This window comes from Parapedobacter sp. 2B3 (genome assembly GCF_041925275.1).
Lineage (GTDB): Bacteria > Bacteroidota > Bacteroidia > Sphingobacteriales > Sphingobacteriaceae > Parapedobacter > Parapedobacter pyrenivorans_A.
This window is the reverse complement of sequence record NZ_JBHEUZ010000008.1, coordinates 17,525-35,265: the sequence shown is the minus strand read 5'-3', so window position 1 is coordinate 35,265 and position 17,741 is coordinate 17,525. Positions and strand designations below refer to the sequence as shown.

The 17,741-nt window shown below is 50.3% G+C and carries 16 protein-coding genes and 1 tRNA gene; 9 read left to right on the top strand and 8 right to left on the bottom strand.

Going from position 1 to position 17,741, the window contains the following annotated elements:
* The first annotated feature begins 36 nt into the window (after positions 1–36).
* From ACEVG1_RS10500 to ACEVG1_RS10480, 5 genes are all read left to right on the top strand, one after another.
* Positions 37–447, top strand: a complete 411-nt coding sequence (locus ACEVG1_RS10500) for an HIT family protein (protein ID WP_374743618.1) — start codon at positions 37–39, stop codon at positions 445–447.
* Between the two features lie 115 nt (positions 448–562).
* Positions 563–1,216, top strand: a complete 654-nt coding sequence (locus ACEVG1_RS10495; RefSeq protein WP_374743617.1) for a DedA family protein — start codon at positions 563–565, stop codon at positions 1,214–1,216.
* Between the two features lie 21 nt (positions 1,217–1,237).
* Positions 1,238–1,789: an inorganic diphosphatase gene (locus ACEVG1_RS10490; RefSeq protein WP_374743616.1), complete on the top strand. Its 552-nt coding sequence runs from the start codon at positions 1,238–1,240 to the stop codon at positions 1,787–1,789.
* Positions 1,789–3,102 (top strand): hemolysin family protein, encoded by a 1,314-nt coding sequence (locus tag ACEVG1_RS10485; protein ID WP_374743615.1) that lies wholly within the window; start codon positions 1,789–1,791, stop codon positions 3,100–3,102. The genes ACEVG1_RS10490 and ACEVG1_RS10485 overlap by 1 nt, the downstream gene beginning before the upstream one ends.
* Positions 3,103–3,113: 11 nt before the next feature.
* Complete coding sequence (locus tag ACEVG1_RS10480) at positions 3,114–3,824, top strand: 16S rRNA (uracil(1498)-N(3))-methyltransferase (RefSeq protein ID WP_374743614.1); 711 nt, start codon at positions 3,114–3,116, stop codon at positions 3,822–3,824.
* Between the two features lie 61 nt (positions 3,825–3,885).
* Here the strand turns inward: ACEVG1_RS10480 and ACEVG1_RS10475 are convergent, their stop codons facing one another.
* The gene (locus ACEVG1_RS10475; RefSeq protein WP_374743613.1) at positions 3,886–5,439 is read right to left on the bottom strand and encodes an IPT/TIG domain-containing protein; all 1,554 of its coding nucleotides are present in this window, start codon (positions 5,437–5,439) and stop codon (positions 3,886–3,888) included.
* Positions 5,440–5,582: 143 nt separating this feature from the next.
* Positions 5,583–6,590 (bottom strand): hypothetical protein, encoded by a 1,008-nt coding sequence (locus ACEVG1_RS10470; protein WP_374743612.1) that lies wholly within the window; start codon positions 6,588–6,590, stop codon positions 5,583–5,585.
* 104 nt (positions 6,591–6,694) lie between these two features.
* Here ACEVG1_RS10470 and ACEVG1_RS10465 point away from each other — a divergent pair, with 104 nt between their 5' ends.
* Together ACEVG1_RS10465 and ACEVG1_RS10460 are read left to right on the top strand one after the other, a co-directional pair.
* Positions 6,695–8,602, top strand: a complete 1,908-nt coding sequence (locus ACEVG1_RS10465) for a tetratricopeptide repeat protein (protein ID WP_374743611.1) — start codon at positions 6,695–6,697, stop codon at positions 8,600–8,602.
* Between the two features lie 38 nt (positions 8,603–8,640).
* On the top strand, positions 8,641–9,291 hold the full coding sequence (locus ACEVG1_RS10460; RefSeq protein WP_374743610.1) for a response regulator: 651 nt from the start codon (positions 8,641–8,643) through the stop codon (positions 9,289–9,291).
* On the opposite strand, the gene ACEVG1_RS10455 is transcribed toward ACEVG1_RS10460, so the two are convergent.
* The 3 genes from ACEVG1_RS10455 to ACEVG1_RS10445 are packed head-to-tail and all read right to left on the bottom strand — an operon-like array spanning position 9,288 to position 11,801.
* Positions 9,288–9,764 (bottom strand): hypothetical protein, encoded by a 477-nt coding sequence (locus ACEVG1_RS10455; RefSeq protein ID WP_374743609.1) that lies wholly within the window; start codon positions 9,762–9,764, stop codon positions 9,288–9,290. The two genes, ACEVG1_RS10460 and ACEVG1_RS10455, sit on opposite strands and share 4 nt — an antisense overlap.
* Positions 9,765–9,771: 7 nt before the next feature.
* Positions 9,772–11,139, bottom strand: a complete 1,368-nt coding sequence (locus ACEVG1_RS10450; RefSeq protein WP_374743608.1) for an ABC transporter permease — start codon at positions 11,137–11,139, stop codon at positions 9,772–9,774.
* Entirely contained in the window at positions 11,136–11,801 is a 666-nt protein-coding gene (locus ACEVG1_RS10445) for an ABC transporter ATP-binding protein (RefSeq protein WP_374743607.1), read from the bottom strand. Before ACEVG1_RS10445 ends, ACEVG1_RS10450 begins: the two co-directional genes overlap by 4 nt.
* A 270-nt stretch (positions 11,802–12,071) precedes the next feature.
* Here ACEVG1_RS10445 and ACEVG1_RS10440 point away from each other — a divergent pair, with 270 nt between their 5' ends.
* Together ACEVG1_RS10440 and ACEVG1_RS10435 are read left to right on the top strand one after the other, a co-directional pair.
* Positions 12,072–14,807, top strand: coding sequence for a TonB-dependent receptor domain-containing protein (locus ACEVG1_RS10440; protein WP_374743606.1), 2,736 nt, complete (start codon positions 12,072–12,074; stop codon positions 14,805–14,807).
* A 103-nt stretch (positions 14,808–14,910) separates the two neighbouring features.
* Positions 14,911–16,098, top strand: a complete 1,188-nt coding sequence (locus ACEVG1_RS10435; protein ID WP_374743605.1) for a hypothetical protein — start codon at positions 14,911–14,913, stop codon at positions 16,096–16,098.
* Positions 16,099–16,189: 91 nt separating this feature from the next.
* On the opposite strand, the gene ACEVG1_RS10430 is transcribed toward ACEVG1_RS10435, so the two are convergent.
* The 3 genes from ACEVG1_RS10430 to ACEVG1_RS10420 all read right to left on the bottom strand — a co-directional run bounded on the left by ACEVG1_RS10430 (position 16,190) and on the right by ACEVG1_RS10420 (position 17,729).
* Positions 16,190–16,933 (bottom strand): family 16 glycoside hydrolase, encoded by a 744-nt coding sequence (locus ACEVG1_RS10430; RefSeq protein ID WP_374743604.1) that lies wholly within the window; start codon positions 16,931–16,933, stop codon positions 16,190–16,192.
* 167 nt (positions 16,934–17,100) lie between these two features.
* Positions 17,101–17,176: transfer RNA gene (locus tag ACEVG1_RS10425), tRNA-Gly, on the bottom strand.
* Positions 17,177–17,240: 64 nt separating this feature from the next.
* Positions 17,241–17,729, bottom strand: a complete 489-nt coding sequence (locus ACEVG1_RS10420) for a regulatory protein RecX (protein WP_374743603.1) — start codon at positions 17,727–17,729, stop codon at positions 17,241–17,243.
* Positions 17,730–17,741 lie beyond the last annotated feature (12 nt).

The window sequence follows — 17,741 nt, the reverse complement described above, 5'->3', positions numbered from 1 at the left end:
ATATCGATTTGTTTCATTTCATTTCATTGGTTATACATGCCCACCATATTCTCAAAAATCATCGACGGCGAAATACCTGCGTTCAAAGTAGCTGAAAGCAATGATTACCTCGCTTTTTTAGATATCAACCCCCTAGCCAAAGGGCACGTGCTGGTTATCCCCAAACGGGAGACCGATTACCTGTTTGATATCGGCGACGACGAATACATGGGGCTCTGGGTTTTTGCCAAGATCGTGGCCCAAGGTATTAAGCGCGTTTACCCCTGCGAACGGATAGGCGTGGCGGTGGTGGGTCTTGAGGTGGCCCATGCGCATATCCATTTGATCCCCATCAACCACGTGGGCGATATTGATTTCAACCGGCCTAAACTTAAACTGAGCCAGGAAGCGTTTGCGGAGAGCGCCGAAGCGATCAAGCAAGCGATCCTGTCGATAACCCAAGGCTAAGGCTCCATAGACCAATGGGTTCTACCGGTTGTTCTACAACATCCAAAGGCGTTTGCTGGGACCATAAAGTGTTTTGGCGATATAGGCAATTTGTGTAAGTTTGTAACTGATAGATATGCAAGAGTTCTGGGATTCTTTTTTACAATTGCTGGATGCGGAAGCATTGCTAAGGTCCGGAGGCTTCTATCTTGTTATATTCGTCGTTTTTGCAGAGACCGGCCTTTTTTTCGGTTTTTTCCTTCCTGGAGATTATCTCCTGTTTCTGGCCGGTTTGTTTTGTGCGTCGGGTATGTTGAATGTGGATATAACGACGTTGTGTTTGGGGCTCTTCGGAGCAGGCGTGCTGGGCAATTTCACGGGTTATTGGTTTGGTTGGCGAACAGGGCCGATGCTATTTAAGCGGAAGGATACCTGGCTTTTCAAGCGACGATATGTGGTAATGGCCGAAGAGTTTTACCACAAGTATGGCGGTGCGGCGTTGATTATCGGCCGTTTCGTGCCGATAATCCGTACATTTGCTCCGATATTGGCGGGGATTGTGCAACTTAATTTCCGTAGATTTGTGTGGTATAATATCTCCGGGTGTGCGATTTGGGTATTGCTCCTAACGCTGTCGGGTTTTTTTTTGGGGCGTGAGTTTCCGCAAATCATCCACTATATCGAGTATATTATTGTGGGGTTCATTGCGATTTCATTTACACCTATATTAATTGCGTTGATCAGGAGGAAACGGCAACACAATAAGAAGAACATTGAAACAGAGAAATAATAACACTAATTGCAATCCAGCATGAGCATATCGCACCCATGGCATGAAGTATCCCCCGGCGATGACCTGCCGTCGTCGGTCAATGCCATCATCGAAATTCCGAAAGGATCAAAGGCGAAATATGAAATAGATAAGGAAAGCGGGCTGATCAAATTGGACCGTGTATTGTTTTCGTCGGTGATGTATCCGGCCAATTACGGTTTTATCCCTAAAACCTACTGCGACGATAAAGACCCCTTGGATATCCTGGTGCTCTGCTCGGTCGATGTATATCCCATGAGTATCATCGAAGCCAAAGTAATCGGCGTGATGCACATGATCGATAACGGGGAGCAAGACGATAAAATCATCGCTGTAGCTAAAAACGATATGTCTGTCAACTATATCAACGACCTATCCGAGCTGCCACCGCACACAATGAAAGAGATTGTTCGTTTTTTCCAGGATTACAAGGCCTTGGAGCGGAAAAACGTAACGATAGAGCGTCTTTTTGGTCGATCGTATGCCTACCAAGTAATCCAGGATGGTATAGATTTGTACCAAAAGGAGTTTGCTAACCTAACGATGACTTAATGGGCTGGGAAATTTTTTGGACATTTTTTCTGGTTTTTGCCAACGGCTTTTTTGTGGCCGCCGAGTTTGCGATTGTCAAGGTCAGGGCCTCCCAGATTGAGATCAAGATTAAAACCGGTAGCCAGGTTGCCCAGGTAGCCAAGCATATTACTACCCATCTAGACGGTTATTTGGCTGCAACCCAATTGGGTATCACGATATCTTCCTTGGCATTGGGCTGGATCGGCGAAGCCGTGATGACGGATATCGTCGGAACGGTTTTCGGTTGGTTCAATGTGGAGCTCACGGGTTCGGTGGCCAAAAACCTGGGGCATGTGCTGGCATTTAGTATCATCACCGTACTGCACATCGTATTCGGCGAGCTGGCACCCAAGTCCATCGCCATCCAGCGTCCCGTAGGTACAACCCTGGGTATCGCATTGCCCCTGCGTTTTTTCTACTTGTTATTCCGGCCCATTATCTGGGTGTTGAACGGTTTTGCCAATATGTTGCTCCGGCTGATGGGGTTTCAGGTAAACGTGGGAGAGGCGCACCATTCGTCGGAAGAGCTGCAATATCTACTCGACCAAGGACGCGAGAGTGGCGCCCTGGATACCGTTGAACACGAATTGATCAAGAACGTGTTTGACTTCAATGAGCGTATCGTGAAAAACATCATGGTGCCGCGTACCAAGATTTCGGCCATCGAGATGAATTGCTCGGGCAAGGAGGTCATTGAGCGCATCACCCATGAGGGGTATTCACGTATTCCGATTTACGACGACAATATCGACCAGATTATCGGGATTGTGCATACCAAAGATATTTTGCCCATCTTAGCCAACGGCAAGGAGCTGGTGCTTCGAAATATCATACGTAAGCCGTATTTCATTCCAGAAACCAAGAAAATCAACGATCTGATGGCTGAATTTCAGCAGCGACGCCTACAGATCGCCATCGTGCTGGACGAGTTTGGAGGTACAGCAGGAATGGTGACGCTGGAAGACATCGTAGAAGAGCTGGTGGGGGAGATCCAAGACGAATACGATGAGGAAACTCCCATTGTGGAGAAAATTTCCGATACGGAATACATGGTGGAGGCCAGTGCCAATGTGCACGACGTGAATGAGTTTTTGCCCAAGGAGCTGCCCGAGAGTAGCGATTATGATACCATTTCGGGCTTGGTGAGCGACTTGTTCGATAAGATACCCGATGTAGGGGAGCATACCGAATTTCATGGATATAATTTCATCATCATGAAAAAGACGCAACAGAATATCGAGTTTGTGAAGCTGGAGCTGATTGCCGTCTTGGACGATGAGGATGAAGAGTAACGTTCAGCGATTTGCACCTTTTCTATACGCCAGACATACAACCGCAGCACAAGGCTTTTATCCTGAGCGAGGAGGAAAGCAAGCACGCCGTTCGTGTACTTCGCCTATCTACCGGCCAGCCACTCCAATTGGTTGATGGCAAGGGTGGGCGCTATACGGCCGTGATTAGCGATGCGCATCCCAAGCGTACGGTGCTCGAAATTACGACTGTTAGCCAGGGTGATGGAAGGCGGCCGAATTACCTGCATATCGCCGTTGCGCCCACGAAGAGTATCGACCGGCTGGAATGGTTCCTTGAAAAAGCCACCGAAGTGGGCGTGGACGAAATCACGCCGATTATCTGTGACCACTCGGAGCGGAAGGAAGTCAAATTGGAGCGCTTATACAAGGTGGTCGTGGCTGCCATGAAACAATCGCAGGGTGCCTACCTGCCGAAAATCAACCCGGCTACCCGGTTTGCGGATTTTGTCAGTGGTGACGACCTGTCGGGTCAGTGTTTTATCGCCCACTGCGCCGAAGGGGAAAAGCGGCACCTTACGGAAGCGATGCAGCGGGGAGGGGAAGCCTTGATACTCATCGGGCCCGAAGGCGATTTCAGCCCGGGGGAAATCGATGCGGCCGCTCATGCTGGTTTTAAGCCCATTACTTTTGGCCGCGCGCGCCTGCGTACAGAGACAGCGGCTTTGATGGCCTGTTGGGAGACGGCTTTGATTAACCGATAGGAAATACCGGTGGGTCGAAAAACTTTTCCCTGGCTTTAGCCAGGGAAAAGTTGTAGATACGTCAGTCAACCTTCAGTTTATAGATTCCGGAATATTCGCCGATACCGCTGTTGCCGGCGATGTTGACGTTTACCCGTACATATAGATTGCCGTCACTATCCGCGCACATCAGGTCGATGAAGTAGTCGAAGGTGCGACCATTGACGGTCGCTTGCTTCGCGATCGTTACCTGGCCTTTTTGCGTATTGGCCGACCAATCGGCATTTACTTCAAACAAATTGTAGCTGTTTGCCATCGGGGATTTGAGCATGGCGAATTTTTCCATGCCGGCCCGCGCCAGTAGGTAGTTGGCAACAATGGCCACGGGTTGCCGTTGCGGCGTTCCCGCTACTCCTTCGGTGATGTCGACATACTGGCTTCCGGTAAAGGCATAATCGTAAAGCGCCCTGAAAGTCGTTTCATTGATGCGGATCAAGCTGTTAGATCCACTGAATTTATTATCTATGACATGTATAAAGGAAGACAGGTCACTGTTGAATTTTGCCAAAGCTTGAAAATTAGTAATGCCACCCTCGTTGTGCCGGGTATATATGTTTTCCTCGTTATCGACAAAAAGAGGTAGTCTTGCTCCACCCCCAGTAAGACCGCCCAGTCCCGCCAGCCCTATTTTTCTGTTGCCAATCGGCGTTACCTCCCCGTTGGTTGTGCCTACCTTGAAGACATTGGTTTGTGTAGCAACGTTGTTGTTGGTGGTACACAACAGATACAGCGAACGGCCGTCATCGGACAAGGCCATGCTACTGGGATAGAACGGCGCTGCCGAATTGCCCAGCAGAAATGGCGAAACGCCGTCGAGTAGCACGGTTTGCGAAAGGGATGCCAGATCCACTTTAAGGAGTTGCTTTTGGTCCGCGGAAAGGGCGTAGAGGGTGTTTCGTATGTCGTCTACGATAAATACCTCTCCGCTCCCCAGGATTTTTGTGGGGGTGATGTTGCCGGAAACGACTGTAAATAAGTCCGTGGTTTCTTCTTCGCCAACGATGGTGAAAATAGGGCCAGTTACGGGTTCACGGCCTTTCAGGGCCACCGTTATGCTTCCTGTGGAAGCCCCTTCCGGCACGGTTACCGTCAGGGTGGTTGCCGTAGCCACTGAGATGGTAGCGGCTGTCCCGTTAAATGTAACTTCCATTGTTGATGGGTCGGCAATGAAATGCTTGCCGGTCACGGCGACGGCATCTCCGATTTTTCCGGATTCCGAATCCAGTCCATCAATTTCCGGTGTGTAGTAGAACTTGTCGGCCGAGATGGCCGATTTGCTTTTAACCTTTACCTCTATGTTGCCATGGGATGCATTCCCAGGCGCTTTTATGACCAGTTGGCTGACGGTGGCCGAAACAACTTCGGCACTGATACCATTTAGTGCAACGGTATTTTCGGTGGTGATTGTGCTGAATCCCGTTCCCGTGACTACGATTTCGTCAAAAGCGCGGCCATAGTCGGGCTGAATAGAGGTAATGGCCACTTCGGCATCCGGTTCGTTATTCGGTTCGATGCTGTTCTTTTTGCATGCGATAACGGATGCGCAGGCAATGAGAAGGAGTATGCTGTTTTTCATTTGTATAATTTGTTTTTTATGGCAATGAAGCTTGCATAAATTATTCACATCCTTTTGTTTATGGCAATTTATGCAGGTTTCATCTGTCTAAATTTGTTTATTCATCCTTGTTTTGTACTGGTATTTCGCTTAATTATTTAGTGTTAGTTGTTTGCTTTGATGTAAGCAATCAGGTATTCGTTGAAACGATCCAACGCGTCCAATGCTGCCTTACGGTATTTTTCACGGTCGATTTGCACCGCAAACATGAATTCGGCCCCGGCCCTGCCGGAGTTGGCGGTGCCACGCGAGAAGATACTGACCAGATCGGACACCACCTCACTTTTGATTTTCTTCATGCTCTCGGGGAATTCTTTCGAGCTTTCCACTTCGGTGGCAAACGCCTGCAGCGAATAGATAGGCGAGCTGCCCAGTACGGCATTGCAGAAACTCCAGTTACCACCCACGAATTTGGCGTATGTGCCGTCGCCGCCGAATACTTTGCTACTGGTTACCCCTTCGATGCGAATCATGGGTACCAGCGTCGTCTTGGCCGATGTCTCTTTGGTGCGGATTTCATGTGGTAGGGCAAATGGGTAATGGGCGGATACTTTTTGCACGATGTCGGCAAAGTCAATGGTAATAAGAAGTGTTCCTACGGGCATGTCCTGTTCGTTGCCCATTTTTGCATGGGCGGCCGTAGCCATCAGCGGGTATTCGATATAGGGTTGGTCATGTGCCGTGAAAACTTGAGCTACGCCCCAGTCTTTGCTATCGGTTATCCGGCTGCGGTCTGCAGAACGTTCAACGAGGCTTTGGTAGTGTTTCGAACGCTTGTAGCCGTCGGACGTGTTCCATCCGTTTTCGTGCAGTTTGTTGGCCAGCCTGTTGTAGTACTCATCAGCAATCTCTTGGAAGAGTATTGAGTCCACTCCTTCGAGGAATGCCCATGTAACGGCCGAGCCGGCGTTACGTTTCTCGGTATACGCTCGCGTAGCGGTTTTAAATCGCAGGTTTACACTCGCCAAACCCACCTCATTGTTTTTTTTGAACGGTGCCCGGTGGGTGCCCTTCGGCCCGAATAGTTTCTGTGCCTCTTTGGCGGTGATAGGCTGTGCGATTGTCCAGCCCGTTGTGAGCAAACAGATCGCAATTGTCAATACAGTTTTCATTTTTTTTATATTAAATTCGTACGATCAAAAGTATAGCGGGCCGGGGTACCGGGAAATACGAACAATTCCGTATTTTTGATCACAACGAGAAAAATAATCAACCTATGGCATTCACTCAATTAAGATACTTTGCCTTATTGTGTGTTGTTTTCGGTAGCTGGTCCCCGTCCGTACGCGCACAGCGGGTATCGGAAGCAACGATAGACTCCCTGAATGCACACAGCCTTCAGTTGTTGGCCTATCCGGATTCGCTCGCCGTCGAGGCGGACAAGGTGTATCGCATAGCCAAGAAATCTGGCTATACGCGCGGCGCGGCCACGGCGGCAAAAATCATGGGAGTGGCCTCCTATTTCCATAGCAAGTTCGATGAATCGATTGCCTATTATTCTGAATCGCTGGCACTGTATGAGCAATTGAACGATACGTTGGAGATAGCCAAGGCCTATCTGAATATTGCCACATCCCTCGGGGTGAAGGGGAGTTATGAAAAGACCATTGAGCAAAGCCTAATCGCCCTCCGGTTTTTCCAACAATTGGGCGATGCAAACGGCGAAGGCAGGGTCTATAATTTAATGGGGGTTACGGCACACGCGCACGAAGACTATGCAAAAGCATTGTCCTATTTCAAGAAGCACCTGGATAAGGCAATCAACGTGTCTGATTCCGTTGAAATAGCAACCAGTTATAACAACATAGGTACCATATATAAGGAGTTGGGCAATGTGGATTCTGCGATTGCCTACCTGCTACGTTCGGAAAAAGTGAATCGACAGATCGGGTTTGAGAGAAATAATGGCAATGTATATCAAAACCTAGGTTCCTTATACGAGGGGCAGCGGCAGTTCGATCGGGCCCAGCATTTCAACCGGCAGGCGTTAGACATCCACCGGTCGGTCGGAGACAGACAGCGCGAATCGGAACTGCTTTATAATATGGGATACGTATACCATAGACAACAGCGGCTCAATGAAGCTGAAGCCCAATTTGGGGCCTCTATCGAAGTCGCTAGGGAAATCGGCTATGTCGCCCAATTGGCTAAATCGGCAAGTGAATTGGCGCTGGTCAAGGCAGATCAGGGCGACTACCATGCGGCGTACAACCACCAGCGTGAAGCAGCCGTATTCAGGGATTCGGCGGCTACTGTTGAACGGTTGAAAGAAGCAAATGAACTGCGAACAAAGTTTGAGACCGAACAGAAAGAGCAGCAGATCGAATTGCTCAACCGGCAAGCCACCATCCAGCAACTCGGTATCCGTCAACGTAACCTCTACCTGGCGATTGCGTCCTTGCTTTTCTTGGCGGCTGTATGTGGTGCCTGGCTCATCCACCACAACAAGCGGCTTCGGGAAAGGCAGTTGAAGAAAGAAGCGCTGTTGAAGGAGCAGTTGCTTCGCTTCGAGGCACAAAATGCTTTACAGCAGGATCGGCTGCGCATTTCCCGCGAACTGCACGATAACATTGGTTCGCAGCTTACATTCATCAAATCGACGGTAGATGGGAATGCACAGGAATTGTCGTCTGACGAAGCCTTCAGGCAGGTAAGGGAAATGACCGATGGGACCATCCGTGAATTGCGGAAAACGGTTTGGCTAATAAACAAACCGTCCGTGGAAGCCGACGAATTTACCATCAAACTGCGGGCATATTTTGACGGTAGGAGCGATATTACGGTGGTCACGACAGGATTGGTGGGTGTCGTATTGACTTCGCCAGTCGCTACCCAACTATTCCGTGTCATCCAGGAGGCTGTGAACAACGCGATGAAGCATGCTTCGGCTTCCCGAATTGAGATCACACTGGACTGCCCCGACGGGATACTTAAGATCGCAGTGACAGATAACGGCCGTGGATTCCGAGCTGATGAGGTGAACGAAGGGTTCGGCATGATGAGCATGCGCTCGAGAATGGAAGAGGTTCACGGAAGTATGACTATCGAATCTGCACCCGGAAAGGGGACGATCGTCGGGTTCCACTTGCCTATTACCAAACAAGATACGGAAATTTCCGTATAGGTGCGTGCCTCTGCGTATGCTAACTTTGAAAAAAACAAATGATGCAACCATTGAATATTGCTATAGCAGAGGATAATCCGTTTGCCCTGCAGGCCGTGCTGCGCAAACTGAAAGCATATGATGATATCGTGATCAGACTGGTGGCCGTAAACGGCCAGCAACTATTGGATTGCTTTCCGAACAGTCCTGTTTCCGTGGTGCTGATGGATCTTGAAATGCCGGTAATGGACGGGATACGGGCTACGGTTTTGCTGAAGGGCCGCCATCCCCATATAAAAGTATTGGTATTAACCACCTTCGACGATGATGACAAAGTGTTTGAAGCGATAAAGAGCGGGGCGAGCGGTTACCTGTTGAAAGAAGCGGAGCCCGAGCGACTGCGGGAGGCCATACTGGATGTGATGCGCGGCGGAGCGCCCATGTCGCCATCCATTGCTTTCAAAGTGCTGAATATGGTGCGTAATGCTCCTTCGGCTGTGCCTATCTCGCCCACCGACCATGGGCTTACCAAACGGGAGTTAGAGATTCTAGAGCAATTGAAAAACGGCCTTACCTACCAGCAGATTGCTGATAACCTCTATATTAGCTTCGGTACCGTCCGTAAACATATAGATAATATCTATGGTAAGTTGCACGTGAGCAATAAGGTAGCGGCGCTGCAGAAAGTTGCCGGGGCAACGCGAGGCTAGATCAGCTCCGCATCCAAGATCTGGATTTCGGAATTCCCTTCCTGGGTATTTGAGTTGAGACGAACGGTCCCCTTTATTTTGATGGGTTCTTCCGTGAACCGGACCTTTTTGCCTTTTTTCATGAAAATCTCTACCATCGGCGGGACGTCGCCCTGTCCGCAGAACATGCATTGCATAATGGGAAGTACCGAAAGCATGAACGTTTCATGGTCACGGCCACCGTTTACCGGAACGAGGTAACCGGGCAGGGTGACCACCTTTTTATCGATGGCTTTCAACTCATCGGGGAAATGGGGAGTGTATATGGTCTGGTTATCCTTATGGGTTACCTTGTACATAAGTTTATTGATGGTTTCCCACGTGTCGTTCATCATGGGGGTATGGTCGGGAACCTGCCCGAACAGCTCGTCTTGCTGCGCATTTGCGGCTTGTATGCCGAGGGCCATGAACGCGATGATGATCAATTTCTTCATTGTGTGTCTAATTTCCTGCTAACGTGTGTGATATCGATGTTCTGTATGCCTTCACCGCCGGAATAGCAGCAGCTACGAAGCCAATGGCAACCCCGATAGCAATCAACCCTGCTTCTTGTGGCAGCAGCGCAAACGCTTCCACGAATGTGGTTGTGCCGTCGGTGCTGGCTCCAATGATATAGAGCGCAGTATGCCCAACCACAATACCGGCTATCGCTCCGACAAAAGTAAGCAATATTCCTTCTGCAATCACTATGCCGAAGAGCTTTCCCTGCGATGCGCCGAGTGTACGCATCACGGCGAGATCGTATTTCCTGCTTTGGAGAGCGTTGTACAGACTGATGAAGACGCTGAGCGCCGCCATGAACATAATCACGTAAGCCAGCACTTGCAGTGAATCAATACCGATGCCTAGCAGGGAAAACAAGCGGGCGCTTTCCAGCGCCGGCGATGCAGCCTGCATCGACGAATGTTGGTTAACCAAACGCGGGAACATGCCGATAGCTGCCGGATTGCGGTACTGGATGAGCATGCTGGTGATTTCGCGCTCGCCAGAGCCGATGTCGCCCATCATGCTTTTAACCAGTGCCGGGTGTTCGGCAGCAGGTGATTGATGGCCATCGGTGCCAGCAGGTTCGTGATTTTCGCTGTGGTCATGATCGTGATGCTCGCCGTGGTGGTGTTCGTGTTCTTCCACACCTTCCACGTCATGTTCGTGCCCCTGCTCCGCCGCATGATCATGGGGCTCGTCATTCGTATGGTCGCCATGCATGCGCCATATACTGGCCAGGTTGGAAATGATCAGCCGGTCTACCACCTGGTGGCCGGGCTTTAAAATGCCGGTGATGGTATATGGGTGCTCGTCGTGCGTATGCCCTTCACTGCTCAGCCCGTGCGCACCGTAGATGGTGTCGCCGATTTTAAGCCCATGCTTACGGGCTACTTCCGCGCCGATCACGGCTTCGAAGTCGGTTTGCCATAACCGGCCGCCATCAAACTCCAACCCATATAATTGCAGAAAAGTACTATCCGTCCCCACAATCCGGTGCCCGCGGTAATTGTCGCCCAACGAAAGGGGCACTGCCAGTTTAACCATCGGATTGGCGGCCAGCTTCTGCGCCTCGGCCAGGCTGATATTTCCCGTAGGGTTGTCCATGTGGTAAATACTGCTCAGGATAAGCTGTATGGGGCTTCCCTTCGCACCAACCACGAGGTCGATGCCCCGGCTATTGCTGTCGAGCTGCTCTTCGATTTGGTGGGATGTGAGAAGCAACACACAAAGGATTCCCGTACCGAATGCGGTGAGCAAAATCCCTAAGATCGACGTAGCCGGATTCTGGCGGATGTTTTTCCAAGCAATCTGTAAGATATTCATGCTGCACCTCCCACTTGGTACGTATGTGCGAAATGTGTTTTCACCCGTTTATCGTGCGTGGCAATAATCAATGTGGCGCCATGTTGGGTAGCCTGTGCAAACAAGAGGTCCAATACGCGTTCGGTATTTCGGTCGTCGAGCGAGGCGGTGGGTTCGTCGGCTACCAAGATGGCCGGGTGGTTGACGACAGCCCGTGCTATGGCTGCCCGTTGTATTTGCCCTCTACTCAATTTGCTCGGGTAGCTGTGGGCTTTATGGTCGAGTTCGAGCAGCGTCAATACCTCTCGGATGCGGCTGTTGTCTACCCGGGTACCGGCAAAGCCCTGCGCGATCTGCAGGTTTTCCCTTACGGTAAGGCTTTTTACCAAATGCGCTTCCTGGAAAATCAGCCCGATCCGCTGTCCACGGTAAGCATCCAGTCTCCGCGAGGAGAGTTGGTAGAGTTCCTGTCCATCGATCTGCACCGAACCGGCTTGCGGCTTGAGCAGTCCGCTGAGGATATGCAGCAACGTAGTTTTGCCACTGCCCGAATTACCGAGTATCAAGGTATGCTGGCCGGCAGAAACGTTCAGGTCTGCAAACTGGAGCGTTTCCCCGCCGGGATATCGGTGTGTGATGCCGCTTAGGGAAGCGACCGATTTTAACAGGTCTTGTTGCGTCATATCAAACAATGTTTTCTGCCCAACGCAAACCTAAGTTATTCCAGTCACATCCGCACCATGATAATGCAACTTTATTGTGATAGAGCGGGTGCGGGCCATGGAGACGAAGTACAGTCATTAATGGATAGGTGAAGTTAAATTAACTTTTGTAATAACCTGAAAATAAGATGTATAACATTATTTTAACTTAAATCTAAACATTCGTTCATCCTTGGTTAACAAACAGGTAATGTTAAGTTAGGATTATTGCAACGGAATTTTAGTCAAACCATGCAAAATAGAAAAAACAACACATTGTTAATGCTCATCGGCCTTCTTTTGGCTGTTGTGGGCGCGAACGCGCAAGTTCCGAAGGGGATGGTCAAAGGGTCGATCAAGGACGCCGCTACCGGCGAGACCGTCATCGGTGCATCCGTGAGCCTTGTAGGGACCACCTATGGTACCATTTCGGATCAACAGGGGAGCTTTTTGCTCTCCGGTATCCAGTCCGGCCAGTACGTATTACAGGTAAGTTACATCGGGTATGCCACCATCCGGGTTGAAGACGTTGCCGTTAAAGACGGCGCGGAAACGGTTTTGGACATCAGCCTGGAAGCATCGGGAGAACTGATGGACGAAGTGGTGGTAACCACCACCCGGCGTCGGGGGAGCGACATCGCCCTACTGGCTGAACAGAAGAAAGCTAGTTTGGTGATCCAGCGTATCGGCGCGCAGGAACTATCGCGGGTGGGCGTCAGCGACGCTTCGGCAGCCGTGGCAAAGATGTCGGGGATTTCCAAGGAAGAAGGCGGCACCCAGGTATATATCCGCGGACTCGGAGACCGGTATGTTACCACCTCGTTCAATGGACTTCCCCTGCCGTCCAACGATCCTGAATTGAAGAATATTGCACTGGATCTATTTTCTACGGACATCATTGAGTTCGTGGCGGTCGACAAGCTCTACAATAGCAAGATGTTCGGCGATTTTGGCGGGGGCAATATCGATATCTATTCGAAAAACTACTCCGGCAACGGCATGCTCGAAGTGTCGGTATCTACCACGTTGAATACCAACGCTGTTTCGCGTGCGGATAACTTCCTGTTGCTTCCCGGTGGCAGCAAATGGGGGTTCGATGAGTATTCTATTCCGCAGAATCCGTTGAGTGGGTTCCACTTCACCAACAGTGCGAATCCGGTATCGCGTAGTCCGTATCCCGCGGATGTGCGGCTACTGGGCGGAAAGTCGTTTAATGTGGGTAGTGAAGGAAGGCTCAACTTCTTTGGCACGGCAAGTTTCGGGAACGGGTTTGAGTACCGTGAGGGAATCAACCGCGACGTCAGTGCCCAAGGGGCCCGGATACGGTGGGCGGAGCAGGAACGGTTTGGTTACAAAACCAATACCACCGGATTGTTCAATGTGGGGTACCTACTTAATCCAACGCATAAATTTTCATATAACTTCTTGTTCGTTAACAGCAGCGATCAGTGGAATGATAACTACGACGGGTATTTTCGGGATATCACCGAAGGGGGTACTGGTCTACGCCGACTGGGATCGTACGCACAGAACCGGTTGTTTGTCAATCAACTGTTGGGCACGCACCAGTTGAGCGACCGGATTGAGGTGGATTGGGGAGTATCGGCAAACAGTGTTAGCTACGCCATGCCCGATCGGGTGCAGAATACGTTGCGGCTAATTGATGGACAGGGCTATGTGAATACGAATAATGCCGATACGGATAATAACCGATTTAACCAACGGCTGGATGAAAAGGAGTATGCGGTTAACCTAAACGGCAGTTATAAGCTGGGCCACGGGGACCAGCCGCAAGGTATACTCCGGGTAGGGTACCAAGGCCGCATAAAAAAGCGTGATTTCGAATCGATACAATTCAATTTTGATATCACCGACCGGATGTCGATCGTAGATCCCAATAATTTAGATGCTTTTTACAACCAGGAAGGTTTCGAAAGCGGTCGCTTCAGCATCGGTTCGTTTTTCGGTGAATCGCCGCAAACCTACCAAGGCGAGCAACAGATCCACGCAGGTTTTGCCAGCTTGGAGTACGATTTGACTGATCGGCTCACTTCCGTCGTTGGGGTACGGTACGAATTTATCCGCCAGCATGTCGAATGGATTACCCAATTCGACCCCGGGAATAGTAATAGGCTGACAAAAAGCCCCTTCCTGCCCAGTCTGAACCTGAAATACGAATTGAACGAAAAGCAGAACCTCCGCCTGGGGGCCAGCAAGACGTATACACTGCCCCAATTCAAGGAGCGGGCACCGTTTGTATATGACGATGGTACGGTGCCCCGGCAAGGTAACCCGTACGTATACCCTTCAGACAACTACAACCTCGACCTCAAGTGGGAACTTTTCCCTTCGTCGTCTGAATTGGTGTCGCTGGCCGCATTCGGTAAATACATCCAAAATCCAATCAACGAAATCAACGTGGCGGCAACGGCCAATGATATCTCTTATGTCAATATCGGCGAAGTAGGTACGGTGATGGGTGTCGAACTGGAATTGAAGAAAGATATTCTTCGCTGGGACCGTGACCGCAACCTGTTTTCGGCCGGTTTGAATGTTGCTTACATGAATACCGACCAGAAAATCGACTTAGAGAAGGTGCAGCGGGAAACGGCGTTCGATGTGCGGCCTACCCATACCCGTTCGAGTTTCGCGGGGGCCTCCGACCTCCTGGTGAATGCGGACCTTACGTATTCGAAGCGGTGGCACCAAGACGGTAACGTGATGGCAACGGTTGCCTATTCGTATTTTTCGGATAAGATTTATGCCCTGGGCAACGAGCAAAAAGGCAACTTGGTGGATCATGGGGTAGGTACGCTTGATTTCATTGTCAGGAGCAAAATCAGTCGGCGCATCGGGGTTGACTTGCTGGTCCGGAATATCCTCGATCCGGAATACCGCCGGGTGCAGGAGAACGCAAGTGGCCATGTACCTGTATTCACTTATAAAAAGGGGCGGTTCTTTACACTGGGATTGAATTATCAGTTCTGATTCTCTCAATGGCGACGGTTAACAATTTAATCATATACGGTTAACGGTCAGGTTACCATTAATATACAACTTTGTGTTAAAATTAAAATGAATGAACATGGAAATGAAAAAGACGTTTAGATGGATGATGGGTGTTGCCGCTCTTATGGGCGCCGTAGTTGTTACCTCTTGTAGCGATGATGAGAACCCGGAACCCGAACCCGGCGATGAGTTCGTGGTTGATCGCAACGACCTGAAAGGAGAGATCAAGACTGGGGAAGTGGTCCTTGAGTCGGGAACCTATAAGCTGACCGGTGCATTGGTAGTGAAAGAAGGTGCTAAATTGGTGGTCAAGGCCGGCGTAACGGTGGAGGCAACCGAGGTAGCGTCAGATCAGCATTCGCAAGTGCGTTTTATCGGGGTATCACGCGGTGCCCAGATCGACGTGCAGGGTACGGCAAGCAGCCCCGTGGTGTTCACCTCAGCGAAACAGACACCGGGTGCATGGGGTGGTTTGGTGCTTTGCGGCGCAGCCCCTATCAATAAGGGTGCAACGGCCAAGTCGGAAGTAGGTGATTTGGACTACGGCGGCTCAAACGCGAATGACAATTCGGGTTCCGTTAAATACCTCCGTATCGAGTATTCCGGTTTTGCATATAACAGTGAAAAGGAGTTTAACGGCCTGTCGCTTTTCGGTGTAGGTAAAGGCACCGTCATTGAGAACATTCAGGTACACGAAGGCTCGGACGATGGTTTTGAGTGGTTTGGCGGTACAGTAGACGCGAAGAACCTGATTGTTACCAATTATGCGGCTGAAGTGGGTGACGACCTGTTTGATTGGACAGAGGGATGGAACGGTAACGGCGAGAACTGGTACGGTATCCGTACGAACAATGGTAACCGTGGTATCGAAGCAGACAATAACAGCAACAACCACGCCGCTACGCCGGTTTCTAACCCCACCATCAAAAACCTGACCTTGATCGGGAACGGCGACGCAGGCAGCCCCGAGCCGCAGGCCATGAAATTGCGGGTAGGCACCAAGGCTAGCTTTGAAAATGTGGTGCTGGCCAACTGGGCTACCGGATTTGATGTAGAGCACGACGAAGGCATCTCATTTGTAGGCGACGGTTCATTGAAAGCGATTGGTGTGCGGTTTGTCAATGTAGGTACGAAAGCCAAGGGCAAGAAAACCGATGGCAGTAGCGCTGACGTAAATGCGGTATTTACCGAAAATGCGGCTGCTACCGGTGCCGGAGCAGGTATTGATGTGCCTGAATGGGCCAAAGGCTGGACCGTAGGGTTGGACTAACAGCCCGTCCAAAATTGTCTTTGACCAATAAAAAAATCCCCGGGTGGAAAAACACCCGGGGATTTTTTTATTGGCGGTTAATCGGCTGCTGCTACAATTCCTTGATCCGGATGTTGCGGTAAGCAACCACGTCGCCATGGTCCTGCAGGGCAATCTTCCCTTTCGGATATTTGGCAAACCCTTCCCAATCTTTAAACTTGCTAGCATTAAGAACCTGCTCCCACTCCGGTGTGCCGATGGTTACGTCAGCGGTTTGCACGTCGTTGAGCCAAAGCGTGATTTGGCCGTTGTTTTTGCGGATACGCGCTTGGTTCCATTCGCCTACCGGTTTTGGCTGCGATACTTCGGTGCTTCCGATCAAATCATACAGCGTGCCGGCGAGGTGGTTTTCGATCTTGTTGTCGCCCGCATCGATGTTATCGAGTACCTGCATCTCGATGCCTGTTTGATAGGTAGCGCCGAATTCAGGGACTTCATGGACACTGAAAATGATGCCACTGTTGCCACCCGATGAGATCTGCCACTCCAGCTCCAATTCGTAGTTTTCATATTCGCCGTCGGTTACAATGTCGCCGCGTTGCTCGCGGGGTACATCGGGGTTGAAGCGTAGCTCGCCGTTGCTCGCTGTCCAGGCTGCGGAAACCGTGTCGCGTAGATAGGTATGCCAGCCGTTGGTGGTTTGCCCGTCGAATAGCGATACCCAGCCATCGTTTCCAGCCGCAGGATCGGTGGCGGCCGTGGAATCTTGTCCGTCTTCATTTTTTTGTCCGGACCCGCATGCAGCCAGGAATACGACCGCGAAAGCAACAGTTAACCAATTTTTCGAATTTTTCATGTTTAAAGTACTGTGATGTTTTTAAATAGTTCGTTTAAGGGTCAATACTACGAACTTATTTTGAAATCGCCGTATGTTTTTAAGGGAATAATTTGAATCCTTATGCGTATGGAAGGTTGTTATGAACGTAAAAAACCCTTCCTACCAATGATAGAAAGGGTTCTTTTTGGAGCGAAAGACGAGGTTCGAACTCGCGACCTCAACCTTGGCAAGGTTGCGCTCTACCAACTGAGCTACTTTCGCTTGCTGTTTGTGGATGCAAATATAGTGGAGTTTTCGGCTTCTGTCAAATAATTTTTGGAAAAAATCACAAGTCATTGTCATTCAATAACTCGAGGATGAGCTCGCTTTCGTATCCCTTGCCCAGCGCATAGCGAACCAGCTTGTTTCTCCGCTTATAGGGGTGTTTTTCCTTCTCCTGGCGGGCCTTGGCCTCTAGTAGGCCCATCAGTTTGTCGTGGTATTCCCGTTCGTCCAGACTGGCCAATGCAGTCCGGATAAGGGGGGCGGAGACAGCTTTCTGAACGAGCCCCTGTTTTATTTTATGCCTGCCCCAGCCATTCATACGGAATTTGCCCGATGCATAAGCGCGTGCAAACCGCTCCTCATTTAAGAAACCATCTGCAATGAGCGTAGCGATAAGTTGTTCCACATCTGTGCGGTGCAGCCCCCAATGATAAAGTTTGTCGCGTACTTCTTGTTGTGAGCGCTCCTGGTAAGCACAATAGGCTTCTGCCTTGCTTTTGGCCTGCTGTGGCATCAGTTTTCCGCGGCTTTGGTCAGATAAATCGTCCATACCACCAAAATG